Source organism: Klebsiella sp. 141240, assembly GCF_050600805.1.
Classification (GTDB): Bacteria; Pseudomonadota; Gammaproteobacteria; order Enterobacterales; family Enterobacteriaceae; genus Klebsiella; species Klebsiella aerogenes.
In genome coordinates this window covers 203,940-229,551 of sequence record NZ_JAQIRK010000002.1, presented here as the reverse complement: position 1 = coordinate 229,551, position 25,612 = coordinate 203,940, and the positions used below count along the sequence as shown (strand labels likewise).

The following is a 25,612-nucleotide window of genomic DNA, read 5'->3' as shown; positions in this document are numbered from 1 at the left end:
GCTTAGTACCGCGACGGAACCCCTTCCGGACGGGTCTTAAAACGACGGTGCAGCCACATGTACTGTTCCGGCGCCATCAGGATACATTGCTCAATAATTTTGTTCATCCAGCTGGCGGTAGTTTCCGGGGAATCCAGCGGCGGCGTCGCCTCTGGCTGCAGCGCAATCAGCTCATACCCGGCGCCGTTGGGCTTTCTTCGCGGAACAAAAGGAACGATGGTGGCTTTTGACATTCTCGCCAGCATCCAGGTCCCGGAGGTAGTCGCAGCATTATCAACATTGAAAAAGGGAACAAATACGCTGCTGGCGCGACCATAATCATGATCCGGAGCGTACCAGAGGATTTCTCCCTCTTTCAGTGACTTAACCATACCTTTCAAGTTTTTACGATCCAGCATCGTCTTGTTAGAACGCAGTCGTCCCCAGGTTTGTAGCCAGTCGATCAGCGGATTATCGTTTGGCCGGTAAACGCCAATCCCCGGCGTGAACATGCCAAACATCCGCGCGCCGAGCTCCAGAGTCAGAAAGTGAATGCCAATCAGCAAAATACCCTGCTTCTGTTCCTGCAGTTCAACGACTTCGTTGACGCCGCTGGTCTCGGTCCAGCGCTCGACGCGATGGGTCGGCCAGAACCATGCCATGCCGGTTTCCATCAACCCCATGCCCAGAGATTCAAAATTCTTAACCAACATTTCATGACGCTGCACCGGGCTGAGATGTGGAAAACAGAGCTCAAGATTGCGCTTCGCAATACGTACCCTTCCGCGCAAAAAATGCATGGATAAACGCCCTAACCCATGGCCCAGACGATAGATCAGCGGATAAGGTAGTTGTACCACCAGCCACAATAAGCCAATACCCAGCCATGCCGGCCAGTAACGCGGGTGTAATAATGAAAGAGAGAATTTGGGTAAATGCGACATCTGAGTATTGCTCTTCAGGATCCTTGATTTACATACCAGCGGGAGGCCTCAGTCCGAATTTGCGGATAAGGTACCCGATCCATAACATTTAGTTTTTTCCTATTCGTGCGGTAATACGCATACAAGCGTAGACTATAACCTGTACACTGCCCTGGTATTAAACGAACTATGTAACAAATTTATTATTAATTTTTTCGTACAGCGGCACGCAAACTAAAGTTTGCGTTATTCATCTTCAACAATAAATAAATAGCCTCCGAAGAAACGTCTTCGAAGGCTGAATATCGTTATGAACGAATGAAGGCCAGCAGATCGGCGTTAATCACATCCGCATGTGACGTGTGCATACCATGCGGTAAGCCCGGATAAATTTTAAGCTCGCTTTTCGCTAATAGTTTGTCCTGCAGAATCGCGGCATTTTCATAAGGAACGACCTGGTCGTCGTCACCCTGCATAACCAGCACTGGCACCGTAATCGCTTTCAGATCTTCTGTCTGGTCGGTTTCAGAGAAGGCTTTAATCCCTTCATAGTGGGCTTTCGCGCTACCGGTCATCCCCTGGCGCCACCAGTTTTGAATGGTACCTTGCGAAACCTCTGCGCCATCGCGATTAAAGCCGTAGAACGGTCCACTGGCAACATCGAGATAAAACTGCGAGCGATTGGCGGCAAGCGCCTTGCGGAAACCGTCAAACACTTCGATGGGTGTACCGCCAGGGTTATTGTCGGTTTTGACCATCAGCGGCGGTACGGAACTGATTAATACCGCTTTAGCTACCCTGCCCTGCGGTTGGCCGTACTTGGCCACATAACGCGCGACCTGGCCGCCACCGGTTGAATGGCCAACGTGGACAGCGTTATGCAAATCCAGACTTTCCACTACCGCCGAAGCATCGGCCGCATAGTGATCCATATCATGGCCTTCGCTTACCTGGTCGGAGCGCCCATGTCCACGGCGATCGATAGCGATGACGCGAAAACCCTGTGCGAGGAAAAACAGCATCTGGTTATCCCAGTCATCAGCGCTTAACGGCCAGCCATGGTGGAACACAATCGGCTGAGCCTCCTTCGGACCCCAGTCTTTAAAATAAATATTAACGCCATCTTTAGTTGTTACGAATGCCATATCAGGAACTCCTCTCTTGAAAATATGACAACTTCTCATTAACATTCAATTGGTTACATTCAGCGCTGATATGAAGCCTTTCCCTTGCTTGCGAAAAACCTCAATGGCAACGGCGCCATAAAGTGTAGAAGATGATGGCTCATTTAGCTCATCTCTCAGCAATTTAATATCAACGCAGCAACTAAAATACGCCATATACTGTTGAGCGTTAGTGCATATTACCTATTGATAAAATATGCCTTTCCGATATTTTTTATTTATAGATAAATATCAGTGCGTTATGTCAAAAAGGAATAATTAAAATATTTTCCTCTTATACTTACGTTTTACTGTAAATTTCTCTCAAATAGATTTCTTCAGATTATTCCCCGAGAAAAAAGAATAAACCAAATTCCACCGCAGGTGCGTCTCACTGACCTTATCCACGCAGAATATTTGCTATTAATTGTGAGCCAGGCAACGTCCTGAGCGATGCCCTTCCGCCAATGCTGTACAAACCGCAGAAAACCGCCATACTCAGGCGCAAAGCCTGTGATTTTCAAGGGGTAAAATTTGCCTGTAACAATCCCGGATAGTAAAACGAATAAGAAAGGAATGACTGCGATGCACTACAAATTGGTTAAGCAACTCAAAGATGATAATACATTAAGAAAGAGCTTTATCGATTTAGCCATCAAAACGTTCGATCTTTCCTTTGACGCCTGGTATCAGCAGGGGTACTGGAGTGAATCCTATATCCCTTACGCTTTCGTTGATAAGAATAAAGTTATCGCCAACGCCTCCGCGAATATTATTGATCTGGTCTGGCAAGGCCAACCCCGACGCTATATTCAAATAGGTACGGTAATGACCAACATTGATTACCGTAATAAAGGGCTTGCCGGACAGTTGATACAACATATTCTTGATGACTGGCGTGACAAAGCGGATGCTTTTTTCCTGTTTGCCAATTCTACTACCGTCGACTTCTATCCCAAATTTGGCTTTACGCGGACCGACGAATATCAATATGTTGCGCCCGTTTCGCCTACACCCGGCGACTTCCGTAAACTGGATATGGATAGTGCGCAGGATATCGCCCTGCTTAAGCACTACTACCAGAAATCCAACCCCTTTTCACAGCTACGAGTGGAAAATAACTTCGGTCTGCTGATGTTTTACTGTTCGGCGTTTATGAAGCATTTTGTTTACTACTCGGAGAAAAACCAGGCCGTCGCCATTGCGATGCAAAGCGCCCATGAGCTGATCTGCTTTGATATTTTTTGCGATGCCGGACAATCCATGGCGACCATTATCAATGAACTCGCCCAACCGCAATCGCAACAGGCGGTGCTCGGTTTTACGCCGAAGGAAGCGCGCCTTGGCGAGTACGAAAAAATAGACGGCGACGATATGTTGTTTATCTATTCGACGAAAGAGAACATCTTCCACGACAACAAATTAATGTTCCCGCTACTGGCGCACGCCTGATGCCGGGCCGCAGGTCATCTATTTAACCTGCGGCTGGTCGGCGTTGTTTCTTCCTGGAAAACAAAATAAACAGTACAATCAATTGTTGTTTTTTTGTTAAATCCAGGAGAAGCGCCACTTGCCCCTTTTTGACCTGCAGGATCTCTACGCCTTTTTAGCCCTCAGCGAGCACGGCAGCTTTCGCTACGCCGCCGAGGCGATTTGCATTTCGCAATCGGCGTTAAGCAGGCGAATTGAAAAGCTGGAAACCGCTTTGGGGGTGAGATTGTTTGACAGAACCACTCGCCGGGTGACGCTCACGCAAACCGGGAGAGCCTTTGCCCCAAAGGCGCAGCATCTGCTTTCCGAATTCGAAGATGCCCTGGACGGCATTAGCGACCGCGCGGCTTTCGGCAACGGGCTGGTGACGGTCGCCTGCGTTCCTTCAGCCGCCAACTATTTTATGCCCCAGGTCATTACGCAATTCCGTCAACGTTTTCCTAAGGCGCGGATCAAGGTTATTGATACCAGCGCCGGAAATGTTTATAGCGCCGTGCAAAATCGCCAGGCGGATTTCGGCCTGAGTTTTCTCTCTGAGATCGCGTCTGATGTGGTGTTTACGCCGCTGGTTCATGAACGTTACCTGGCGGTTTGCCGACGCGACGATCCGCTGGCGCAGCGTAACAGCCTCAGCTGGCAGGAGTTTTTTAACCGCGATTATATCTGGCTCGATAAGATCTCCGGCAATCGCCACCTGCTGGATGGCGCCCTGAGCGATGTAGGGCCACGACGCACTGCGGTTTGTGAAACCCGCCATGTCACGACGATGCTGGGTATGGTGGATGCCGGCCTTGGTATCGCGGCAATACCGGCGATGGCGCTGCCGGCCTACGCGCACCACGCGTTAGCCAGTATTCCGCTAGTGGAACCTGAAGTGAAAAGGCAGGTGGGGCTGATAAAAAAAGCGGGCAGAGCGTTACCCCCTCTGGCCGCCGAACTCGAAAAAGCCATTACTGATTTTTACCATCCCACCGCATAATTAGCCCTCTTCCGGTAATTCGCAGGCGTTGGAGGGTAAAGGATCCATGCCTGTGCGACGAATTTCCGCCTGCGCCGGGACTGAAGCCAGATAGCACAGCAACTGCTTCGCCTGCGACTGCGCGGATGAATCGGCAACCACGGCGCCCGCGAAGCGAGTAACGTATTGCACTTCATCCGGCAGACGGCCAACGAACGTCACGCCGCTGACCGGCAACAGCTCGCTAACCTGCTGAAACCCTATCGCGTAGTCCCCTTTCGCCACCAGCGAAGCAACGGGGATTTTTTCGATCATTTTTGCTTTGGGGCTTGCCTGCGCGGCGATATCCAGTTTTCGGAACAGTTCCTTTTCAACATAACGCCCGCTGGCGCTATCCGAATAGGCGATGGATTTCGCCTGCAGCAATGTTTGTTTCAACGCGGCGACGCTACTGATATCCGGCACCGGGGCGCCCTTTGGCACAACGGCGCCAATTCGTGAGTCCGCCAGTTCAATACGCGACCCCGGCATCACTTTGCCCTGCTTCTGCAAATCATCCAGGGCGTATCCCACCATTATCACCACATCCGCTTTTTGCCCTGTCGCCAGGCGGTTCGGTATCGCCTCCGCGGATTTCCCCATCGAGGGACCATGAATGATATGTAAGGTATTGCCGCTTTTTTGCTGATAGTCGGGCGCCAGTTTATCCAACGCCGCGGAGAAGCCGCCGGAAATCATCACCGTGATCTCCTGCGCGGCGGCAACATGCGCATAGCCGCAGGTGAATATCACTAACGAGAAAATCCATGATTTACGTTGCATATTCACCTCTTAACCTAAAGAATTTTGCGTTTTCAATGCCTGCCGGGAAACGCGTTGATAGAGATACAGCGTCGCCAGTAGCGCGCAGATTGCCGCAAAACTCATCCAGTAGCCGGGCGCCGCCTTATCCCCGGTGACTTTAATTAGCGCGGTGGACATCGCCGGCGTGAAACCGCCAAACAGAGCGGTCGCCAGGCTGTAAGCCAGAGAAAAACCAGCGACCCTGACCGACCTGGGCATAATTTCCGTCAGCGCGGGGATCATCGCGCCGTTGTAGATGCCGTAAATAAAAGAGAGCCACAGCAGCACGGACAACATCATGGCGAAGTCCGGCATGCGGGCCAGCAGCGATAACGCAGGCCAACTGGTGAAAATAGCCAGCAGCGTCATGCTGACCAGCACGGGTTTACGACCAAACTTATCGGAAAGCATGCCGCCGATAGGCAGCCAGATGAAATTAGAGATAGCCACCAACAGCGTGACCAGCAGGCTATCCGAGGCGCTTAATAACAGCACGTTTTTGCCAAAGGTTGGCGCGTAGACCGTGATCAAATAGAACGCGGTAGTGGTCATGGCCACCATTAACATCCCCGCGATCACCACCCGCCAGTTTGCCAGCAGAATCGTCAGCGATTGTCCTAACGTCGGATGTTCCTTACGCTCCGAATACTCCGCGGTTTCATTCAGGTTGCGGCGTAAAAAGAAGATGAAAGGCACGATCAGGCAGCCAATCGCGAACGGAATTCGCCATCCCCACTGATGCAGACTCGACTCACTGAGCAGCATATTGAGCAGATAGCCCAATGAAGCGGCCACCATAATCGAGACCTGCTGACTGGCAGATTGCCAGCTGGTATAGAACCCTTTACGTCCTGGCGTCGCCATTTCAGCGAGGTAAACCGAGACGCCGCCCAGCTCCGCACCAGCAGAAAAGCCCTGCAGCAGTCGGCCGCACAGCACCAGCGCCGGCGCCCACAAACCGATAGTCTGATAACCTGGCACCAGCACGATCAGGATGGTCCCCATCGCCATAATCGACAACGTGCCGATTAAACCTTTACGTCTGCCGACCTTGTCAATCCAGGCGCCTAACACCACCGCGCCCACGGGCCGCATCAAGAACCCGGCGCCGAAAACGGCGAAGGTCATCATTAAGGAAGCGAATTCATTTTCGGAAGGAAAAAAAGTATGGGCGATATAGGTGGCGTAAAAACCAAATAAAAAGAAGTCAAACTGCTCAAGAAAATTCCCTGAGGTCACCTGCAGGATCACTTTGGCCCTGGCGCGAAACACTGAAGTAGCGGCAGTTGCGGACATCACACTCTCCCTGATTAACTGAATAGTTAACTCTCATTAACATTTAGGTAACCGTAAGAGTGCGGGAAGTTGCGAAAGAGAATAAGCGCATTTTGCGCATCTATTGATGCGTAAGACACATTAATAAAGTCGGCTATCTACGCGACACCAACAATGACGGGGCGACGGGTCTCCCCCTCCGCCCCGCCTCTATACGCTGATAGTGTGAACTCCGCTGCATTTCCCCCCAAGGCAATCCGGGCTTGAGGGGGAGTTTTAACGAAGATCGCGTACGGCGACGTGATCCATATCGTCAAAGACCTGGTTCTCGCCGACCATCCCCCAGATGAAGGTATAAGCGCGGGTACCTACGCCTGAGTGAATCGACCAGCTTGGCGAAATTACCGCCTGCTCGTTATGCATCACAATATGACGGGTCTCCTGCGGCTGCCCCATCATGTGGAAGACGCAGGCGTCCTCATCCATGTTGAAATAGAAATAGACCTCCATCCGCCGCTCATGGGTATGGCAAGGCATGGTGTTCCACAGGTTGCCCGGCGCCAGTTCGGTCAGGCCCATGCTGAGCTGACAGGTTTCCAGCACATCCGGCACGAAATACTTATTGATGGTGCGGCGGTTGCTGGTCAGGTTGTCACCCAGCGTCACCGGCGCTACATCGGCAGGGGTGACTTTCTTCGTCGGATAAGTGGTATGCGCCGGGGCGCAGTTGTAGTAAAACTTCGCCGGTTTTGCGTGGTCGATGCTGGTAAACACCACCTCTTTCGCCCCCTTACCGACGTACAGCGCCTCACGGTGGCCGATTTCATAACATTGGCCATCAACGGTAATACAACCCGGGCCGCCGATATTAATCACCCCTAACTCACGGCGTTCGAGGAAATAGCTTACCCCAAGCTGTTTACCGACTTCTCCGCCCACCGACACGCCGCGCTGCACCGGCATAACGCCGCCAACAATAATGCGGTCAATATGGCTGTACACCATGGTGTATTCATCAGCCACAAACACGTGTTCAACTAAAAATTCATTACGCAGCCCCTGGGTATCCAGAGTTTTCGCATGCGCGCTGTGGATACTTTGTCTTACGTCCACGTTAGCCTCCAGGCAGATTCTTGAATGATAAAGCCCTCCTGCGGAGGGCGAGAATAAGTTAGTGATTCGCGGATGATGCAACATTTACCGCAGGTGCTTTCACCGCCTGCACGTTGCCAAAGCGTCTGGCATACAGCGCGGTAATAATCGGTACTAAAATCGCGGTGACGATGACGCTTGCCGCGACTAGCGCCGTCGCCGAAGCCGCCACCGGTTCAAAGGCCGGATTAATCTGCGCGATGATCACCGGGTTCGCGACCGCCGCGCCCGCTGCGGAAGAGGCCGCGACGCCAGCCGTCCCGTTACCGCCGCCGATAACCCGATCAGCAATAATCAGCGGGATGCCGGTAATGATGATGACCGCCACGCCAAGCACAATCCCCAGCAGTCCGGTATCCAGAATCACGCTCAGGTTGATGGTGTTGCCCAGCGCAAAGCCAAAGAACGGAATCAGCACCGGGGTGGCTTTGCTAAAGAGGGCGCGGAAGTCGTGGTCGAGGTTACCTAAGGCAAAGCCCACCAGGAATGGCAGCACCGCGCCGATAAAATGGTGAGGCTCGAAGGAAGCCAGTCCGGCGGAGCCAAGGATAACCATGGTCATCAGCGGGCCGGACTCCAGCGACATCAATACAAACGCGCCGGATTCTTCTTTACTGCCGTACTGATTCATCAGGCTGGCGTACAGACCGCCGTTGGTCATATCCATTGCTGAGACAATAGCCAGTACCGACAGTCCGGCAAAGAAACCGGTCTGGACGCCATTTTCCGGAATGACCATCGCAGCGATAAAGGCCACAATCCAGGCGACGGCAATTTTGGTGATCACTAGCGTGCCGGATTTACGTAATACGGTGCCGGTGGCGCGCAAATCAATCGATGCGCCGATACAGAAAAACCACACCGCCAGGATCGGCACCGTGCCGCCAATCATGCCTTTGGTGAATGAACCAAAGTAATTACCGGTATCCGGCGCCAGGGTATTGAGAAGCGCGCCAAGCAGCAATGGGACCAGCATCATGCCGCCAGGGATACGTTCAATGGTTGCTTTGATTTTCATTTTTTATCCTCATCTCCACCCCACCTGAACGGCAAGGATGTGACTTATTCTTTCAATAGCGTTTGAAAAAATTCTTTCTGTTCATTGCATTACGAACAGATGAGAAAAGTCAGGAGTCTCAGGGTTGTGCGCACCACACTGATACCATGCCGTTATCATTGATCATGTGAAATAATGATTCAACGAAAACAAAACAGTGTTTTAGTTACCGTCATCACATATCAAAAAGAAATCGAACGAAGGATCGTTTATTGAAAACAAAAGGGGGGTATAGCCACGACGTTGCGGCAATCAGGGGCGGGATGAAATGTTAGATAGATGTTTTAGTGAATTCGGTGACATGCGCCGGACAAAGCAAGACACGACGGTCTTCGCTTTGCCCGGCCAGGAAATGTGCGTGGATCAACTACCGCGGTAGGTAGAGTAGCCATACTGGCTCAACAACAGCGGGATATGTAGCTTTTGGTTCTGTTCGGTTACGCTGAAAATAACCGGAATGACGGGAAAGAAGGTGCTCATATTATGACTTTTAAAGTAGTCACCGGTTTTGAAGGTCACTTTATACACCCCTGGTTCCATATTATCGGCCTGCGGATAGAGCGACTTGATACGGCCATCGGCATCCGTTTTACCGCTGGCGATATGCTGCCAGCCGCTGCCCTGCTGCTTATCGAGCTCAATCTGCACCCCTTGAGAAGGCAGACCGGTCTGCTGATTGAGAATATGTACGCTTAGTGTCCCTTCCGGCGCCGCAAGCGCGCTGAAGCTCAACAACGAAATAACGGAGGCAATAATTAACTTCATGAGCGATGACCTTAATAAGCAAGTGAATGTGTCATCACTATAGTCAGCACGATGGGAAATAAAATTAAACTTTTCGTTATTAATTAACGGGTAATATCAGCACGGTTCTACGTCAGAGGCTTGTGTTGGATGGAGGAATAGAACGACCTATAGGATTCGATATAAACACGTAACAAACTGATTTTTTTAACTATGTAGATTAAGAAAATCACACATCTCCCAGTACGCTGACTCCAGCGCTAGAAACTGCTGGAGCTTTATCTAAAATTTTTATGTCTCATTCTTTAGGCTTTGGAAACCAGCATAAGCTTTCAAACAGGTCATTAATAAACGGAGCATCTCCCTATCTACCTTCGCGGCGCTTACGGATCATCTCGCGCATTCTGTCCAACGCTGTATACAGCGTTGTAACACAGTGGTAATCCTAAAATGAGCAGTCGTTCTTCAGGTAGCAATTTATCAGCCAGTTTTTGAACTTACTGGAGCAGTTCTTCGTCAGTGATATATGCTTTCATAGTTACCTTTTATAATTTCATAAAATGAAACGATTATTGATAAAATTGAGATTACTGAAAAAATAAATTCGATCGTAAGCATAAAGGAAATTGATTATTTTATAGACTTTTGACGAGTACTTAACGAAGATTGCTTAATGACTTATCACTGGTGAGTCTCAACTAACAAGGAAGACCTGATGCCACTACCTGAACGCATGAAACCAGCCAAAATCAGCCGTCAGAAACTTAAGGAACTGGCGGATAGGGCCAAAGTGATACTGTTGCAAATTGATAATGGCGCCAACGAAGAAGATGAAGGGCTAAAAGCGATGATTGATGACTGGAACAACCAGGTTGTTAATCCTTATGAATTCTCTGATTTCCGGGACTTTTCCTCATGGGCCAGTGCAAAGGACTTTACCCGAATGGCATTTAATCAGGAGAAATACTTAGCAGATTTAACCTGGTATGAGCTGGTTCAGATAATCAGTTTCGTATGCAATGCAGAGGGCAAGGAATCAGAACAAAGCTACGCGCTGGGATTACTGGAGAAAAACTTTGATGCCAATCCATCTGATCTCATCTATTGGCCTAACGAATGGTTCCAGGATGAAGACATGCTTCATGTAGATTTGACGTATGAAGAAATCGCCGCATATCTGATGGCAAAATCTGGCAGGCGCCTAAGCGATGCGCCACAAATCGAGCTGAGATACCCGCTTCACGGCAAACATCCTTGACGGTACATCCGGTTTCGACGGACCTCATTTATTGCCACAGGTCGGGCAGGCTGTGGTTTCCTCGGTGAGTCCGGCACGTTGATGTGTAGTGCAGTCAGAACAGATGGCCAACGTTCGGCTGTAGCATGGATAACGGAACCCACGCGACAAACAAACTCGATTTTTGAGGAGGATGTCCCAAATATGTCACACAAGGAAAAATCAGCGATTGAGGGAAAGTTGGTAAGCAGTTGATTTTAAATCCTTACAGGATTCGAATAGATGCCTTTTTGCCTCTGTTATTACTGGTTTTTCTTCGTTCGAAAAACGTCGGAGCCCCCAATTAAGCCCCCAAACGCATTTCGCTGAAAACTTAAGCGATTTCGAGTCGGTAGAATTGTGGCTACTAATTACCTTGCCGCCAACATCCTAAGATAATGGCTGCGGAATATCATTCATCTCTTTCACTAACTCAAAGCATTTAAATGTGATATGCCCACGGTAACCTTCTCCCCATTGATTAATACTTGGCAATACTAGCAATACTCACGGCTATTCAATTTCCAACGCCCGCTTCGCGCCCAGAAACATTCAACACACTTTTTATGGCTTCAGAACAAGATACAACCTTTAGCCCGAGCGGCTGACGGGCACGTCATCGAAGCCATCTGATGCTGGAAAAAATGACACTTATAACCAAGTTAGCGTAGAGAGCTGTCCGCAGCCTTCTCCCGGATGGCGACCCGGTGCGCGGTAAGTATTGTTCAAATTATCTGTAACCGCCGCAGCCAACCTTGAAACCAGCTACAGACACTAAGCAGATGCCAATGTTTCATTGAATTTTTGTTTTACAGTAAGTTAGCTTTTTAGAACGGTGGAAACTATTGTTGAGTATTTTTGACAGAAGCAAGTATGGCGTTGCGCTGCGTGAATTCAGTAGGGTAGCAGGATCGAGACGCCGGGGATTTGCGAGAGAGTGGGCATAGGCAAGGCCGTTTGCGCGGCTCCATATTGCATGATGAAACACTGGTTTTTTGAGAATTTTTGGAAAGCTGGCGCACCTCCATCAACCTACCTAAGAGTAATTTTTAGAAAATGGTTGTATCAGATGCGATTTTCGATTAAAGGGGGTATGATTTTCTCTACATGACAGGTATAGTTGGTAGCTGACGAGTAGGTCTTTTATGCCTAACTATTTTAATAGGTGATGCTAATGGAAATAGAGTTCGAAAACATTGGTTTTATAAAAAAAGGAAAAATAGAAACAAATAACATTACCATTATATTTGGGCCTAACAATGTAGGTAAAACTTATTTAAGCTATAGTACATATGCAGCTATAAGCAAGTACAACACTGTATTAAAAAATAAAATAAAAGTTCCAAAGTCAGTTTCGATCGACCTTGTTACAACCGGGAAATCCAGTTATGATATTTCAAACGTATTTACTGAAGAACTAATAAAATCAGTGAATGAAGAAGTATCATCTAGCCTCCCTGCATTTTTTAAAGACGTGGCAGGAATGTTTTCCAAGTCAAAAATTAATGTAATCGATTCATATATTCAAACCAGAGTATTAGCAGCGGAAGTTAATGTAAACATATCTGTTGCTGAAAATATTGTATTAAACATACAAAAAAAGAACAATAGCACATGCATTGATTTCTCTGTGGCTTCATCTAAAAAAGAAAGTAAGGATAGAAATCCAATCGGTGCACTGAAAGAAAAAGAGGCTCTTAACTATCTAAATCTTCTCTTTAATTATTTCTTTATTAATGAGATATTGGATTCTTCAGCTAATGAACCTTTCATTATCACGTCTGAACGTACCGGTATATCTCTCTTTCAAAAAGAAATAGATGGTAATAGAAGTAATATTGTTGACTCATATATAACAAGCAAGATTTCTAAAACCATTCTATCGCTTGACGATATCGTGAGCCAAAAAGTAGCTACATTTTCTGAGCCAATCAATCATAATGTCAATGTGATTAGAGATTTTACTGACATTAGAAAATTCAAAAATCTGATTGATATGAATAAGATGAGAAGAGGTAGCAGAAAAGATAAAAGCAAGAATGATATCATAAATACGCTTGAATCATTGACCGGTGGGAAATACGAGCATCGTAATGATGAGGCTATTTTTACAGTTAATTGTAAAAATGGTGAAAAAGTATCAATGCCGCTTTCACTTTCATCGGCATCAAACAAGGCACTATTTTTGCTTGATATTTATGTACGTTATTACATGTCACCAAATTCATATTTAATAATAGACGAACCTGAACTTAACTTACATCCTCAGAATCAGATAAAGATGGCAGAACTTCTTGTTAGAATGTCTAATTTTGGTGTTAAAATAATAATAACAACACATAGCGATTACATAGTAAAAGAAATTAATAATAGAATAATGGCATCTCAGATTAAAAACAGAGAGAAATTATCTCACTTTAATTATTCGACTATTGATTTAGTTTCTCCATTAGATGTTAACGCCTTCACTATTAGTGAGGATGGAATTATACATAACGCAGGCGGAAACAAATTTGGCGTAAATGCTTTTATTTTTGATAATGTTATTACTGACATTGATGAAAAACAGAATTTATTATATTCATGCCTTGAGGAAGAGGTCTGATATGTTAGAGAATATACAAAACATACTAAATAAGGATGTAATATTACCTTTGTCAAATTCGGCAAATCCTGATTCTTCCTTTGTTATTCTTCAGGAGGATGGTGAGTATAGTGAGATAAAAGAATTAACAGTAAAGGAAATACCTGATGATTCTATAGCTTTCACGCTTGATTTCTCAAACAAGAAAAAAGCTAAAGGTAAGGGGGCAGTCTTTTCACAATTATCTCCGTACTTTGATAAAGCAAATCCTGATGGTATAAATAAATCCTGCGATCTTATAATAATAACCAGAAAAAAAGACAAATTCTGTATTTTGATTTTTGACCAAAAATCGAAAAAACCAGATATTGGTGAATCCTTCTTACAACTTGAAAATTCTCGAATATTTATTTTGTACATGATTAATATAATAGCAGCCATATATGGAGTCACAGTAAAAGAAGAAAGTCTTGATTTTCATAGGGTTATAGGAACCACCAGATCAATCAAAGCAAGTTCAAATGCATCCAGGCTAGATCCGGAACAATTAAGAAGGCAAGAACTTAAAAAATTAGGTATGAAAGAGATCTCGATAAGACGTACTGCATCGCCTGAAAAAGGATGGTTAGATTTCCGTGGTATAATTACCTCTTGTTAAGAAATTTTTATTTTCTTCAGTCCCTAAAATACCCACTGCAGTAAAAAACCGTCCTTATGAACTGACCCCATAATGTTGGACAGTTTATATTAAGCGGCTATCAAGGCCTGGGTTCGGTACTCTACCGGACCCAGGCCTTTTAGTTTTTGTTTTATTCTTTCATGGTTGTAATAGTGGATGTACTCATTGATAGCAATGCGCAACTCGCTGATATGCTTATGTTCCATCAGGTAAAAGCATTCAGTCTTCAACGTACCAAAGAAGCTTTCCATTACTGCATTGTCGTGACAGTTTCCCTTTCTTGACATGCTCTGTTTCAGACCGCCGTCCTTAAGTCGCTTCTGATAATGCGCCATCTGGTACTGCCAGCCCTGATCTGAGTGCAGTAGCGGATATTCGTCTTTGCCCAGTACCGACATCGCTTTCGACAGCATCTCATCCACCATCGACAGCAGAGGACGGGACGCCATCTGATACGCCACTATTTCTCTGTTATACAGATCCAGAACTAGAGACAGATACAGTTTTTCTCCGTTGATTTTAAATTCCGTGACATCTGTTACCCACTTCTGGTTGGGCTTATCCGCACTGAACTACCGGTTCAGCACATTACCTGCAATTTTCCCGTACCGGCCTCTGTAAGAGTTGTATTTCTTTCTTATGATACAGCAAGTTAAATCTAACTCATTCATTAACCTCTGAACTATTTTATGGTTCAGTAAGCTTCTTTCCCGACGGCCAACCAGCGTGATTCTCCTGTATCCATACCGGCCTTTATGTTTATGGAACAGCGTTAAAATCTGCCGCTTATCACTGGCATATTTGTCTGGTTTTTACCGCTGGCCAGTTGCCAGTAAAACATGCTTCTCGCCAGCCCCGCCGCTTTTAACAGGCGTGCGAGAGGGAACTCCGGCCTTAACTCATTCACGACCCGCGCTTTATCCCGCGTTTTGACGTGCTTCTTTCCCTGAGTAAGGCCTGCAGCCTTTTTAGATATGCCACTTCAGCACGCAGTTGTTCAAGCTCCTCTCGTTCATCCGGGTCAAGAGAGGCCTGCAAAGGAGGGACTGAGTGATTTTCAGGGCGTTCTGGCATCGTTTTTTTCCTGCGTCGGCTGTCAGTAAGGGCTTCTAATCCGCCTTCATCATACTGTCGTTCCCACTGACAAACAGTGGAAAAGGCAGAGATAGTAAATTTTGCACAGACTGCGCGAACAGACAGCCGGTGTTCACGCATATGCAGGATAACGTCTCATTGACTCTGGAGAGCTTGCCGGAAGAAAGGTTGGCAATAAGTATCGAACAACCGAAGCCGCATGTATTGCGTATTTATCATCCCCGCAGGAAACTAAACGGGCGAACGCGGGTGAACATAAAGGATATATTTTATGTCCATCACCCTCAGAGGCGGTATGTGGCACTGTCATTCCTTTACACCGTCAGGAAAAAGAGTTAAGCGCTCTCTTGGCACGGAGGACAAGAATCAAGCCCAGGAGCTCCACGACAAGCTAAAAACCGAAGCACAGAGGGTTGACCAGATCGGCGACCTTCCGACTCGTACCTTTGAGGAATGCTGTATTCGGTGGTTACGCGAAAAAGACCACAAGCGCTCACTCGATGATGACAAAACCAGATCGAGTTTTGGCTACAGCATTTTTCAGGCCGTGACATTTCGAAGATATCGGCGGAGGAAATCCACGAAGCAGTTAGCGGGATGATAACCGTAAGCATCTGCAGATATGGGAAAGTAAACGCGACGCTGCTTTGTGTAAGGGGAAACCGGTTCCTGAGTACAAGCCTCGTGAAGCAGCCAAAGCGACTAAGTCACAGCATCTGTCTTTCATACGCTCTTTACTGCGAGCTGCGGCAAATGATTGGGGATGAATAAAAACAGCCCCAGTTATCAAGGTCAAGAAACCAGTAAGCAACAGAATTCGTTGGCTGACTAAGGAAGAGGCTGAACGACTGATCGAATGCATGCCGGATAGCATAAAACCGGTTGTGATATTCGCGCTGGCTACCAGCCTGCGCCGTTCCAATATCATTGATTTGGAATGGCAGTAGGTCGATATGCAGAGAAAGGTTGCATGGGTAAATCCAGAGAACACAAAAGCGGGCAAGGCGATTGGCGTAGCTCTGAATGATACCGCATGCAGGGTGTTAAGGGATCAAGTTGGTTAATACAGTCTGGGGTTCCGCTTTCCGTTCTGCAGGAAATGGGGGGCTGGGAGAGCATTGAGATGGTATGCCGTTATGCCACCTGGCTCCAAACCATCTGACCGAGCACGCACGGAAAATTGACGCCATTTTTGGCACTAACGACACAAGGGGAAAATCAGGCTGGATTAAAATTTGCGTAAGTAGTTGATTTTAAATGGCACGCCCTACAGGATTCGAACCTGTGACCTACGGCTTAGAAGGCCGTTGCTCTATCCAGCTGAGCTAAGGGCGCACTGAGAAGCGGGAGCTTCGGGAGGTGCAATCGCGTGAAATTATACGGTCAACCTCCGGTGAGTCAATGCATTTTGCCGGGAAAAGACAGCAGCATAGCGAGCTTGTCGATTATTAACGCGATGTCTGGTTAAGGATTGTTCGCCCCGTTCGTTCGCGACTGGCCCCTTCCCCGCCACGGCGCGGAAAAATAGCCTGTTTTTACCTCCTCGCGGCGGAAAACCGATAAAAACGCAAACGATAACTGACAGCGGGGCTGGCTTCTGACAAAATATCCGCATCCCCCTTTCGTAAAGTGACAGATGGAATCCTCTCTCTGATGGCAGCAAAAATTATTGACGGTAAAACGATTGCGCAGCAGGTGCGCTCTGAGGTCGCGGAAAAAGTGAAGGCGCGCGTAGCGGCCGGAAAACGCGCCCCCGGGCTCGCCGTTGTGCTGGTCGGCAGCAACCCTGCGTCGCAGATTTATGTCGGCAGCAAACGCAAGGCATGTGAAGAGGTGGGCTTCGTCTCCCGCTCTTACGATCTCCCGGAAACCACCAGCGAAGCCGAGCTGCTGGAACTTATCGACACGCTTAACGGCGATAACACTATCGACGGCATCCTGGTGCAGTTGCCGCTGCCAGCCGGTATCGACAACGTTAAAGTCCTTGAGCGCATTGCCCCGGACAAAGACGTCGACGGCTTCCATCCGTATAACGTTGGTCGCCTGTGTCAGCGCGCGCCGCGCCTGCGTCCTTGTACGCCACGTGGCATTGTCACCCTGCTTGAGCGCTACAATATCGACACCTATGGCCTCAACGCGGTGGTGATCGGCGCCTCTAACATTGTCGGCCGTCCGATGAGCATGGAGCTGCTGCTGGCGGGCTGCACCACCACCGTCACCCACCGTTTCACCAAAAACCTGCGCCACCACGTCGAAAATGCCGATCTGCTGATTGTCGCGGTTGGTAAACCAGGCTTTATTCCGGGTGAATGGATTAAAGAAGGCGCCATCGTGGTGGACGTCGGCATTAACCGTCTGGAAAGCGGCAAAGTGGTCGGCGATGTAGTGTTTGAAGATGCAGCGGAACGCGCGTCCTACATTACGCCCGTGCCTGGCGGCGTTGGCCCAATGACCGTAGCGACCCTCATTCAGAATACGCTGCAGGCGTGCGAAGAGTATCACGACATTCAGGAGGCCTAAGATGGCGAATTTTTCTCTGGGCAAACACCCGCATGTTGAACTGTGTGATCTGCTGAAGCTGGAAGGCTGGAGCGAAAGCGGCGCGCAGGCCAAAATCTTTATCGCTGAAGGGCTGGTGAAAGTCGACGGCGCGGTGGAAACCCGCAAACGCTGTAAAATCGTCGCCGGCCAAACGGTGACCTTTGACGGTCAAAGCATTACCGTTATCGCCTAACCCTCTCTGGCGCCGGTCCCGGCGCCAGCGCTCTCCCGCTGGAAAATCAGAAAAATGCGGGGATGTAATTCTCAAATACCCTACTGATAATAGGCTTTTATTTGTAGAATATAAGCCAATGCCAACTATCGTCACTCATGCCGCTGTTCCACTGTGTCTGGGGTTAGGGCTGGGATGCAAAATCATTCCTCCTCGCCTGCTGCTGGCTGGCGTGGCGTTGGCAATATTGCCGGATGCCGACGTGCTGGCGTTTAAATTCGGCGTCGCCTACGGCAATATTTTCGGCCACCGCGGATTTACCCACTCTTTATTGTTCGCCTTCGTGGTTCCTTTGCTGTGCATGGTGATGGTTGGCAGGAGGTTTCACTGCGGGCCGGCGCGCAGTTGGGCATTTCTTAGCGTCTGCCTGTTATCCCATAGCCTGCTCGATGCCATCACCGATGGTGGTAAAGGCGTCGGCTGGCTGTGGCCCTGGTCCGATCAACGCTTCTTCCTGCCCTGGCAGGTGATTAAAGTGGCGCCATTCGCGCTATCACGCTATGCCACGCCTTATGGACATCAGGTGATCCTCTCCGAGCTGCAGTGGGTCTGGCTGCCTGGTTGCGTACTGGCGTTACTACTCTGGTTGTATCGTCAATCTATTCAACGTTAAGGGATTAACATGCATAAAACGACCATCCTCGCCGCTGCAGCACTGCTGGCGGTTTCTTCCACCATTCGCGCCGAGGATCATACCAACGCCTATGCCGTCTCTTCGACCATTACCAGTATCGGCAGTTCAGTGCTGGTGAGCGGCATCATTCTCTCCCCGGTCCTGCTTCCCGCCGCGCTGATCGCCGCTTCTGTCGACAAAAATAAAGAGCAGAAAACCGCGCTGTTGACCACCAAAGATCTTAAGCAGAACACCGTCAAAATGGTGCTGCCGCTGCAGGTGGTCGAAGAGGCGGAGCTTAAAGCCGGGGACAAGCTGACGCTGGAGAAAGCCCCGGAAGGCACAGGCGCATTGCTGAAAAAAGAAGATAAAGTCCTGGCCCATATGGTGAATCAAGAGGACGCCTCGCTCTCCGCTAACCAACCGTTGTCGGCGAAATGAAGCGCCTGGCGCTCGCCTTGTGCCTGAGCGTGACATCAGTAAGCGCAACGGCCGCCAGCACCGATTGCGGCACGGGGTCGCCATCGGCGGAAACCATTGCCGCAACCATGCATCAGGCACAGTTGCTCAAACAACAATTAAATAGCGAGCCGGAAGCGGTGGTTATTTTAGTCCGCCAGGGTCAGGATATGTCCAGCCGCGGGTTAACCTGGTCCCATGCCGGCTACGCCCTGCGACAGGCCGATAACAGCTGGCGGGTTTATCATAATCTGAATACCTGCGGCACCGCGCGGTCAGCGCTGTACGTGCAGGGATTATATGAGTTTCTCGCCGATGAACTGGTTAACCAGCAGATAGCGGTTTTACGCCCGCGCGGCGAACTTAACGCCGCCTTACAAGCGCTTTTGCACAGTCCTGTCAAACTGAACCTGTTCCACAGCCCGCGCTATAACCTGATCGCCTGGCCCTTCTCCGGGCCGTATCAGAACTCTAACGGCTGGCTGCTGGAAGTCTTTGCCCGAGCGGGCGATAGCAATATCTGGTCACGTGAACAGGCCAGACATTGGCTCTTACAGCAGGGTTATCAACCCTCGTTAGTTAAGGTCACGCTTTTCGAACGCCTTGGGGCAAAAATGGTTGCCAACAATGTTTTTACCGACGATCAGCCGGAACAACTATTGGCAAATGGCAAAGTAGGTTTAAACAGCGGCGATAGCGTTATTCAGTTTATTGCCCGTTACAGCCGCAAAATATCCTCCTGCCAGCATCTGAATCTGCCCGAATCCGTATGCGTTTTTCAGCCAACACCACTGGAAGTCAGTCCCTAACGCAAAAAGGCCACGCAAGCGTGGCCTTTTCATTAGCAATGGCGCTTACTTACGACGCCAGGTGGTACCCTGCGGACCATCCTCCAGCACGATACCCATCTCGTTAAGACGGTCGCGCGCCGCATCCGCCGCCGCCCAGTCTTTCGCTTTACGCGCATCCAGACGCTGTTGGATAAGCCCTTCGATTTCCGCCACTTCGCCATCATCGGCCTGCGCGCCGCTCTGCAGGAAAGCGTCCGGTTCCTGTTCAAGCAGACCCAGCACCGATGAGAGCTTACGCATATGGGCCGCCAGCGCGTTCGCGGCAGCCGCGTCTTCCGTTTTCAGACGGTTTACTTCACGCGCCATATCGAACAGTACCGAATAGGCTTCCGGAGTGTTGAAGTCGTCATCCATTGCTTCGATAAAGCGTGCTTCGAAAGCTTCGCCACCCGCAGGCTGTGCGGATTTGTCGGTCCCGCGCAGCGCGGTGTACAGACGCTCCAGCGCCGAACGCGCCTGCTTGAGGTTCTCTTCGCTGTAGTTCAACTGGCTGCGATAGTGGCCGGACATCAGGAAGTAGCGGATGGTTTCGGCATCGTAGTACTTCAGCACATCGCGGACGGTGAAGAAGTTACCCAACGATTTCGACATTTTCTCGCGATCGACCATCACCATTCCGGAGTGCATCCAGTAGTTGACGTATTCGCCGTCGTGGGCGCAGGTCGATTGCGCGATTTCGTTTTCGTGATGCGGGAACATCAGATCCGAACCGCCGCCGTGAATATCAAAGTGATTACCCAGCTGTTTGCAGTTCATCGCCGAGCACTCAATGTGCCAGCCCGGACGCCCTTCGCCCCACGGAGACGGCCAGCTCGGCTCGCCCTCTTTCGACATCTTCCACAGGACGAAGTCCATTGGGTTACGCTTGACGTCAACCACGTCGACGCGAGCGCCCGCCTGCAGCTGGTCGAGATCCTGGCGCGACAACAGACCGTAGTTAGGGTCGGTTGGTACGTCGAACATCACGTCGCCGTTATCCGCCACATAAGCGTGACCACGGGCGATCAGCTGCTCGGTGATTTCGATAATTTCGGCGATATGGTGGGTGGCGCGCGGCTCGTTGTCCGGGCGCAGAATGTTGAGGGCATCAAAATCTTTGTGCATTTCAGCGATCATGCGATCGACCAGCGCGACAAAGCTTTCGCCGTTTTCATTAGCGCGCTTAATGATTTTATCGTCGATATCGGTAATGTTGCGCACGTACTTCAGCTTGTAACCAAGGAAGCGCAGGTAGCGAGCGACAACGTCGAAGGAGACGAAGGTGCGGCCATGGCCGATATGACAGAGATCGTAAACGGTAATTCCACACACGTACATGCCAACTTCCCCGGCATGAATAGGTTTAAATTCTTCTTTTTGGCGCGTCAGTGTATTAAAAATTTTTAACATCGAAGATTCCGTGTAGACGTGTGTGGATATAAGTCGCTTATTCTAACCCTAATTCAAACCGGAAGCAGCACACATTGCAAGGTGCATCAACCCCCGCGGTTATGCTATAACAGCCACCTATGTCATACCCAACCTTGGGTTCAGCACTACAATCATCGGAACAGGATGCAAAAATGGTTACTTTCCACACCAATCATGGCGATATCGTAATCAAAACGTTTGACGACAAAGCGCCGGAAACAGTTAAAAACTTCCTGGACTACTGCCGCGAAGGTTTCTACGACAACACCATTTTCCACCGTGTTATCAACGGCTTCATGATTCAGGGCGGCGGTTTTGAACCGGGCATGAATCAGAAAGCGACCAAATCTCCGATTCAGAACGAAGCCAACAACGGTCTGAAAAACACCCGTGGTACGCTGGCGATGGCCCGTACCCAGGCGCCGCACTCCGCCACCGCGCAGTTCTTCATCAACGTGGTCGACAACGACTTCCTGAACTTCTCTGGCGAAAGCCTGCAGGGTTGGGGCTACTGCGTCTTTGCCGAAGTGGTTGAAGGCATGGACGTGGTCGACAAAATCAAAGCGGTTGCCACCGGCCGCAGCGGCATGCACCAGGATGTGCCGAAAGAAGATGTTGTGATCAAAAGCGTCACCGTCAGCGAATAATTCGTGGCGACACTTTTTATTGCAGACCTGCATCTGCAAACAGAAGAACCGGCGATCACCGCCGGTTTTCTGCGCTTTTTAGCCGGCAGCGCCCGCGAAGCGGACGCGCTGTATATTCTCGGCGACCTGTTCGAGGCCTGGATCGGCGATGACGATCCGAACCCGCTGCATCAGCAAATCGCTTCGGCAATCAAAGCCGTCGTCGACGCCGGCGTTCCCTGCTACTTCATCCACGGCAACCGCGATTTTCTCGTCGGCCAGCGCTTCGCCCGCCAGAGCGGCATGATCCTGCTCGCCGAAGAAGAGCGGCTGGACCTCTATGGCCGTGAAGTGTTGATTATGCATGGCGACACCTTATGTACCGATGACCCCGGTTACCTGGCGTTTCGCGCTAAAGTCCACACCCCGTGGATCCAACGTCTGTTTCTCGCCCTGCCGCTGTTTATCCGCCGCCGCATCGCCGCCAAAATGCGCGCCGATAGCCAAGCCGCCAACAGCAGCAAATCGATGGAAATTATGGATGTGAATCCGCAGGCGGTAATTGACGCGATGGAGCGGCATCAGGTGCAGTGGCTGATTCACGGCCATACCCATCGCCCGGCCGTCCATGAACTCCAGGCCAACGGACAGCCCGCGTGGCGCGTGGTCCTCGGCGCGTGGCACAGCGAAGGGTCAATGGTGAAAGTCAGCGCCGACGGCGTCGAACTCATCTATTTCCCGTTTTAATTTCGCCAACGATTTCCCTGTATTTCCGCAGACGCAACCGTTTTCCTTGCCGGGATATCGTGCTATTCTCTGTGGCCTCTAAAGCAGTGTGAAGCACACCCACAGGAGTTTTCAGACGCATGTCTTCCCGCAATAATCCGGCGCGTATCGCCATCGTGATGGGGTCCAAAAGCGACTGGGCTACCATGCAGTTCGCCGCAGAAATCCTTGATACCCTGAACGTTCCGCACCATGTTGAAGTGGTCTCCGCCCACCGTACGCCCGATAAACTGTTTAGCTTCGCCGAAAGCGCCGAAAACAACGGTTATCAGGTGATCATCGCCGGTGCGGGCGGCGCGGCGCATTTGCCGGGCATGATTGCAGCGAAAACTCTGGTGCCGGTGCTCGGCGTGCCGGTTCAGAGCGCAGCGTTAAGCGGCGTTGACAGCCTCTACTCTATTGTTCAAATGCCGCGCGGCATCCCGGTCGGCACGCTGGCCATCGGTAAAGCCGGCGCCGCTAACGCCGCCCTGCTCGCCGCGCAAATTCTCGCCCAGCATGATGCCGAACTGCACCAGCGCCTGAGCGCCTGGCGTCAGGCGCAGACCGATGAAGTGCTGGATAACCCGGACCCGCGAGGTGCGGCATGAAACAGGTTTGCGTCCTCGGTAACGGACAGTTAGGCCGCATGCTGCGTCAGGCCGGTGAACCGCTGGGCATCGCCGTCTGGCCGGTCGGTCTCGAAGCCGACCCGGAAGCGGTACCATTCCAGCAAAGCGTCATCACCGCTGAAATCGAACGCTGGCCGGAAACCGCCCTGACCCGCGAACTGGCGCGCCATCCGGCTTTCGTCAACCGCGACGTTTTTCCGATCATCGCCGACCGCCTGACCCAGAAACAGTTGTTCGACAAACTTGGCCTCGCCACCGCGCCGTGGCAGCTACTGGCGGATAAAAGCGAGTGGCCTGCCGTGTTTGCCCGCCTGGGCGAACTGGCTATCGTCAAGCGCCGCGTCGGCGGCTACGATGGCCGCGGGCAGTGGCGCCTGCGCGCTGACGAAACCGCACAACTGCCGGATGATAACTACGGCGAGTGCATCGTCGAGCAGGGAATTAACTTTTCCGGCGAAGTGTCGCTGGTCGGCGCCCGTGGGCGCGACGGCAGTACGGTGTTTTATCCGCTGACCCGCAACCTGCACCAGGATGGCATTCTGCGCGCCAGCGTCGCCTTCCCGCAGGCCAATGCGCGCCAGCAGGCGCAGGCCGAAAGCATGCTGACGGCGATCATGAACGAGCTCGACTACGTGGGCGTGATGGCCATGGAGTGTTTCGTCACCGCCGAGGGACTACTGATCAACGAACTGGCGCCGCGCGTGCACAACAGCGGCCACTGGACGCAAAACGGCGCTTCCATTAGCCAGTTTGAACTGCATCTGCGCGCCATTACCGATTTACCGCTGCCGCCGCCGGTGGTCAATAGCCCGTCGGTGATGATCAACCTGATCGGCAGCGATCTGAACTACGACTGGCTGAAGCTGCCGCTGGTGCATCTGCACTGGTACGACAAAGAAGTCCGTCCGGGGCGTAAAGTCGGGCACCTGAATCTAACCGACAGCGATACCGATCGCCTGAGCGCCACGCTGGAAGCGCTAAAACCACTCCTGCCGGTTGAATACGCCAGCGGCGTTTTCTGGGCGCAGTCGCAGCTTAATTAAGCCATTCGTGCCGGGGATTTGATCTATCCCCTTCCCCGGCACGCCCTTCGGCGCGTAGAATCCCCACCTCGCAGTAAGCACATCTGGTTTTAACTCAAAAGGACGACCCATGGAAAATGGGACACACTATCGCGCCATCCTCTGCGCGGATACGCCGCTTATCGACGTTCGCGCGCCGGTGGAATTCCAGCAAAGCGCGATGCCCGCGGCGATTAACCTGCCGCTGATGAACGACGAAGAACGCGCCGCCGTCGGTACCTGTTACAAGCGCCAGGGGCCGGAAGCGGCATTATCCCTCGGCCATAAGCTGGTCGATGGCGACCTGCGCGCCAGCCGCCTGAAGGCGTGGCTGACAGCCTGCGCCCGCTATCCACAGGGTTATCTGTGCTGCGCCCGCGGCGGCCAGCGCTCGCATATCGTGCAGAAGTGGCTGCGGGAAGCGGGCGTCGATTATCCGCTGATTGTCGGCGGCTACAAAGCGCTACGCCAGGCGGCAATACAGGCTACCGAGGAGCTGGTACAGCGCCCCATCGTGCTGATTGGCGGCTGCACCGGCAATGGCAAAACCCAACTGGTTTGCTCGCGCCCGGACGGTATCGATCTCGAAGGCCACGCCCACCACCGCGGCTCGTCATTTGGCCGAACGCTGCTGCAGCAACACCCACAGGCGACGTTCGAAAACCATCTGGCGGTCTCCCTGCTTAAAAAGGCGGAACAACAAACACGTTGGGTGCTGGAAGATGAAGGCCATATGATCGGCGCGAACCACCTGCCGGAGTGCTTGCGCATCCGCATGGCGCAATCGCCGCTGGCGGTGGTGGAGGATCCCTTTGACGTTCGTCTCGAACGGTTGCGCGAAGAGTACTTCGATCGTATGCATCGCGACTTTATTACCGCCTATGGCGAAGAGAAAGGCTGGCAGGAATATAGCGAGTATCTGCATCATGGGCTGTTTGCCATCCGGCGTCGGCTGGGGCTACAGCGCTTTGCCCAGTTAACCGAACTGCTCGACGCGGCGCTGTTGCAGCAGCAGCGTTCCGCCAGTACCGAGGCGCACTTCGCCTGGCTGGTACCGCTGTTGAATGAATACTACGACCCGATGTATCGCTATCAGTTGGGGAAAAAAGCCGGAAAAATCATTTTTCGCGGCAACTGGCAAGAGGTCGCCGCCTGGCTGGCGAAGTAGTTCCCCCAACCAGACGGCTTCCCGGGTAGCGGCTA

23 protein-coding genes, 1 tRNA gene and 2 pseudogenes are annotated in these 25,612 nt (G+C 50.8%); 16 read left to right on the top strand and 10 right to left on the bottom strand.

Annotated elements, in window-relative coordinates:
- Nucleotides 1-2: 2 nt before the first annotated feature.
- Together PGQ95_RS04100 and PGQ95_RS04095 are read right to left on the bottom strand one after the other, a co-directional pair.
- Nucleotides 3-923 carry a Kdo(2)-lipid IV(A) acyltransferase gene (locus PGQ95_RS04100; RefSeq protein WP_430917028.1) on the bottom strand — a complete coding sequence of 307 codons (921 nt, stop codon included), beginning with the start codon at nt 921-923 and terminating at the stop codon, nt 3-5.
- A gap of 287 nt (nt 924-1,210) precedes the next feature.
- On the bottom strand, nt 1,211-2,047 hold the full coding sequence (locus PGQ95_RS04095; protein ID WP_213794420.1) for an alpha/beta fold hydrolase: 837 nt from the start codon (nt 2,045-2,047) through the stop codon (nt 1,211-1,213).
- Between the two features lie 603 nt (nt 2,048-2,650).
- Here PGQ95_RS04095 and PGQ95_RS04090 point away from each other — a divergent pair.
- Together PGQ95_RS04090 and PGQ95_RS04085 are read left to right on the top strand one after the other, a co-directional pair.
- Nucleotides 2,651-3,517, top strand: coding sequence for a GNAT family N-acetyltransferase (locus tag PGQ95_RS04090; RefSeq protein WP_020079430.1), 867 nt, complete (start codon nt 2,651-2,653; stop codon nt 3,515-3,517).
- Between the two features lie 118 nt (nt 3,518-3,635).
- Nucleotides 3,636-4,535: a LysR family transcriptional regulator gene (locus PGQ95_RS04085; protein ID WP_430917025.1), complete on the top strand. Its 900-nt coding sequence runs from the start codon at nt 3,636-3,638 to the stop codon at nt 4,533-4,535.
- Here PGQ95_RS04085 and PGQ95_RS04080 read toward each other — a convergent pair whose 3' ends face one another.
- The 5 genes from PGQ95_RS04080 to uraH all read right to left on the bottom strand — a co-directional run bounded on the left by PGQ95_RS04080 (nt 4,536) and on the right by uraH (nt 9,606).
- A complete protein-coding gene (locus tag PGQ95_RS04080; RefSeq protein WP_430917023.1) occupies nt 4,536-5,336 on the bottom strand; it encodes a substrate-binding domain-containing protein in 801 nt (266 codons plus the stop codon).
- Between the two features lie 9 nt (nt 5,337-5,345).
- On the bottom strand, nt 5,346-6,653 hold the full coding sequence (locus PGQ95_RS04075; RefSeq protein ID WP_308958067.1) for an MFS transporter: 1,308 nt from the start codon (nt 6,651-6,653) through the stop codon (nt 5,346-5,348).
- Nucleotides 6,654-6,908: 255 nt separating this feature from the next.
- The gene (gene kduI / locus PGQ95_RS04070; protein WP_113373778.1) at nt 6,909-7,745 is read right to left on the bottom strand and encodes a 5-dehydro-4-deoxy-D-glucuronate isomerase; all 837 of its coding nucleotides are present in this window, start codon (nt 7,743-7,745) and stop codon (nt 6,909-6,911) included.
- A gap of 58 nt (nt 7,746-7,803) precedes the next feature.
- The gene (gene kdgT / locus PGQ95_RS04065; protein WP_430917020.1) at nt 7,804-8,802 is read right to left on the bottom strand and encodes a 2-keto-3-deoxygluconate transporter; all 999 of its coding nucleotides are present in this window, start codon (nt 8,800-8,802) and stop codon (nt 7,804-7,806) included.
- Between the two features lie 402 nt (nt 8,803-9,204).
- Nucleotides 9,205-9,606 carry a hydroxyisourate hydrolase gene (gene uraH / locus PGQ95_RS04060; protein ID WP_015367872.1) on the bottom strand — a complete coding sequence of 134 codons (402 nt, stop codon included), beginning with the start codon at nt 9,604-9,606 and terminating at the stop codon, nt 9,205-9,207.
- Between the two features lie 694 nt (nt 9,607-10,300).
- Here uraH and PGQ95_RS04055 point away from each other — a divergent pair.
- The 3 genes from PGQ95_RS04055 (at nt 10,301) to PGQ95_RS04045 (ending at nt 14,103) form a co-directional block, all read left to right on the top strand.
- Nucleotides 10,301-10,843 carry a hypothetical protein gene (locus PGQ95_RS04055; RefSeq protein WP_430917018.1) on the top strand — a complete coding sequence of 181 codons (543 nt, stop codon included), beginning with the start codon at nt 10,301-10,303 and terminating at the stop codon, nt 10,841-10,843.
- 1,192 nt (nt 10,844-12,035) lie between these two features.
- Nucleotides 12,036-13,466, top strand: coding sequence for an AAA family ATPase (locus tag PGQ95_RS04050; protein WP_430917016.1), 1,431 nt, complete (start codon nt 12,036-12,038; stop codon nt 13,464-13,466).
- Between the two features lies 1 nt (nt 13,467).
- Nucleotides 13,468-14,103, top strand: a complete 636-nt coding sequence (locus tag PGQ95_RS04045; protein ID WP_430917014.1) for a hypothetical protein — start codon at nt 13,468-13,470, stop codon at nt 14,101-14,103.
- An 89-nt stretch (nt 14,104-14,192) separates the two neighbouring features.
- Here PGQ95_RS04045 and PGQ95_RS04040 read toward each other — a convergent pair.
- A pseudogene (locus tag PGQ95_RS04040) lies at nt 14,193-15,351 on the bottom strand (IS3 family transposase); the annotation flags it as partial.
- Nucleotides 15,352-15,490: 139 nt separating this feature from the next.
- Between PGQ95_RS04040 and PGQ95_RS04035 the strand changes: the two are divergent.
- A pseudogene (locus PGQ95_RS04035) lies at nt 15,491-16,462 on the top strand (tyrosine-type recombinase/integrase).
- 15 nt (nt 16,463-16,477) lie between these two features.
- On the opposite strand, the gene PGQ95_RS04030 reads toward PGQ95_RS04035, so the two are convergent.
- Nucleotides 16,478-16,554 (bottom strand) — tRNA-Arg (locus PGQ95_RS04030).
- Nucleotides 16,555-16,872: 318 nt separating this feature from the next.
- Between PGQ95_RS04030 and folD the strand changes: the two genes are divergently transcribed.
- From folD to PGQ95_RS04005, 5 genes are all read left to right on the top strand, one after another.
- Nucleotides 16,873-17,739, top strand: a complete 867-nt coding sequence (folD, locus tag PGQ95_RS04025) for a bifunctional methylenetetrahydrofolate dehydrogenase/methenyltetrahydrofolate cyclohydrolase FolD (protein WP_087860332.1) — start codon at nt 16,873-16,875, stop codon at nt 17,737-17,739.
- Between the two features lies 1 nt (nt 17,740).
- Nucleotides 17,741-17,953 (top strand): ribosome-associated protein YbcJ, encoded by a 213-nt coding sequence (gene ybcJ / locus PGQ95_RS04020; RefSeq protein WP_015367876.1) that lies wholly within the window; start codon nt 17,741-17,743, stop codon nt 17,951-17,953.
- Between the two features lie 118 nt (nt 17,954-18,071).
- Complete coding sequence (locus PGQ95_RS04015; RefSeq protein ID WP_087860333.1) at nt 18,072-18,605, top strand: metal-dependent hydrolase; 534 nt, start codon at nt 18,072-18,074, stop codon at nt 18,603-18,605.
- A 9-nt stretch (nt 18,606-18,614) separates the two neighbouring features.
- Nucleotides 18,615-19,046, top strand: a complete 432-nt coding sequence (locus tag PGQ95_RS04010; RefSeq protein WP_113373776.1) for an STM0539 family protein — start codon at nt 18,615-18,617, stop codon at nt 19,044-19,046.
- Nucleotides 19,043-19,873, top strand: a complete 831-nt coding sequence (locus tag PGQ95_RS04005; RefSeq protein WP_430917011.1) for a DUF2145 domain-containing protein — start codon at nt 19,043-19,045, stop codon at nt 19,871-19,873. The genes PGQ95_RS04010 and PGQ95_RS04005 overlap by 4 nt, the downstream gene beginning before the upstream one ends.
- Nucleotides 19,874-19,918: 45 nt before the next feature.
- Here the strand turns inward: PGQ95_RS04005 and cysS are convergent, their stop codons facing one another.
- Complete coding sequence (cysS, locus tag PGQ95_RS04000) at nt 19,919-21,304, bottom strand: cysteine--tRNA ligase (protein ID WP_045393462.1); 1,386 nt, start codon at nt 21,302-21,304, stop codon at nt 19,919-19,921.
- A 173-nt stretch (nt 21,305-21,477) separates the two neighbouring features.
- On the opposite strand from cysS, the gene ppiB reads away from it, so the two are divergent.
- The 5 genes from ppiB (at nt 21,478) to mnmH (ending at nt 25,577) form a co-directional block, all read left to right on the top strand.
- A complete protein-coding gene (gene ppiB, locus PGQ95_RS03995) occupies nt 21,478-21,972 on the top strand; it encodes a peptidylprolyl isomerase B (protein ID WP_015367878.1) in 495 nt (164 codons plus the stop codon).
- 3 nt (nt 21,973-21,975) lie between these two features.
- Nucleotides 21,976-22,698 (top strand): UDP-2,3-diacylglucosamine diphosphatase, encoded by a 723-nt coding sequence (gene lpxH, locus PGQ95_RS03990; RefSeq protein ID WP_430917009.1) that lies wholly within the window; start codon nt 21,976-21,978, stop codon nt 22,696-22,698.
- Nucleotides 22,699-22,817: 119 nt separating this feature from the next.
- Complete coding sequence (purE, locus tag PGQ95_RS03985; protein WP_430917007.1) at nt 22,818-23,327, top strand: 5-(carboxyamino)imidazole ribonucleotide mutase; 510 nt, start codon at nt 22,818-22,820, stop codon at nt 23,325-23,327.
- A complete protein-coding gene (gene purK / locus PGQ95_RS03980; protein WP_087860340.1) occupies nt 23,324-24,391 on the top strand; it encodes a 5-(carboxyamino)imidazole ribonucleotide synthase in 1,068 nt (355 codons plus the stop codon). Before purE ends, purK begins: the two co-directional genes overlap by 4 nt.
- 109 nt (nt 24,392-24,500) lie before the next feature.
- Entirely contained in the window at nt 24,501-25,577 is a 1,077-nt protein-coding gene (gene mnmH, locus PGQ95_RS03975) for a tRNA 2-selenouridine(34) synthase MnmH (protein ID WP_213794412.1), read from the top strand.
- The last annotated feature ends 35 nt before the right edge of the window (nt 25,578-25,612 follow it).

Bases quoted from the DNA above. Each gene is read 5' to 3' on its own strand.
- PGQ95_RS04100 (WP_430917028.1), bottom strand. From the start codon at position 923: ATGTCGCATTTACCCAAATTCTCTCTTTCATTATTACACCCGCGTTAC.
- PGQ95_RS04095 (WP_213794420.1), bottom strand. From the start codon at position 2,047: ATGGCATTCGTAACAACTAAAGATGGCGTTAATATTTATTTTAAAGAC.
- PGQ95_RS04090 (WP_020079430.1), top strand. From the start codon at position 2,651: ATGCACTACAAATTGGTTAAGCAACTCAAAGATGATAATACATTAAGA.
- PGQ95_RS04080 (WP_430917023.1), bottom strand. From the start codon at position 5,336: ATGCAACGTAAATCATGGATTTTCTCGTTAGTGATATTCACCTGCGGC.
- PGQ95_RS04075 (WP_308958067.1), bottom strand. From the start codon at position 6,653: ATGTCCGCAACTGCCGCTACTTCAGTGTTTCGCGCCAGGGCCAAAGTG.
- kdgT (WP_430917020.1), bottom strand. From the start codon at position 8,802: ATGAAAATCAAAGCAACCATTGAACGTATCCCTGGCGGCATGATGCTG.
- uraH (WP_015367872.1), bottom strand. From the start codon at position 9,606: ATGAAGTTAATTATTGCCTCCGTTATTTCGTTGTTGAGCTTCAGCGCG.
- PGQ95_RS04055 (WP_430917018.1), top strand. From the start codon at position 10,301: ATGCCACTACCTGAACGCATGAAACCAGCCAAAATCAGCCGTCAGAAA.
- PGQ95_RS04050 (WP_430917016.1), top strand. From the start codon at position 12,036: ATGGAAATAGAGTTCGAAAACATTGGTTTTATAAAAAAAGGAAAAATA.
- PGQ95_RS04045 (WP_430917014.1), top strand. From the start codon at position 13,468: ATGTTAGAGAATATACAAAACATACTAAATAAGGATGTAATATTACCT.
- folD (WP_087860332.1), top strand. From the start codon at position 16,873: ATGGCAGCAAAAATTATTGACGGTAAAACGATTGCGCAGCAGGTGCGC.
- ybcJ (WP_015367876.1), top strand. From the start codon at position 17,741: ATGGCGAATTTTTCTCTGGGCAAACACCCGCATGTTGAACTGTGTGAT.
- PGQ95_RS04015 (WP_087860333.1), top strand. From the start codon at position 18,072: ATGCCAACTATCGTCACTCATGCCGCTGTTCCACTGTGTCTGGGGTTA.
- PGQ95_RS04010 (WP_113373776.1), top strand. From the start codon at position 18,615: ATGCATAAAACGACCATCCTCGCCGCTGCAGCACTGCTGGCGGTTTCT.
- PGQ95_RS04005 (WP_430917011.1), top strand. From the start codon at position 19,043: ATGAAGCGCCTGGCGCTCGCCTTGTGCCTGAGCGTGACATCAGTAAGC.
- cysS (WP_045393462.1), bottom strand. From the start codon at position 21,304: ATGTTAAAAATTTTTAATACACTGACGCGCCAAAAAGAAGAATTTAAA.
- ppiB (WP_015367878.1), top strand. From the start codon at position 21,478: ATGGTTACTTTCCACACCAATCATGGCGATATCGTAATCAAAACGTTT.
- purE (WP_430917007.1), top strand. From the start codon at position 22,818: ATGTCTTCCCGCAATAATCCGGCGCGTATCGCCATCGTGATGGGGTCC.
- purK (WP_087860340.1), top strand. From the start codon at position 23,324: ATGAAACAGGTTTGCGTCCTCGGTAACGGACAGTTAGGCCGCATGCTG.
- mnmH (WP_213794412.1), top strand. From the start codon at position 24,501: ATGGAAAATGGGACACACTATCGCGCCATCCTCTGCGCGGATACGCCG.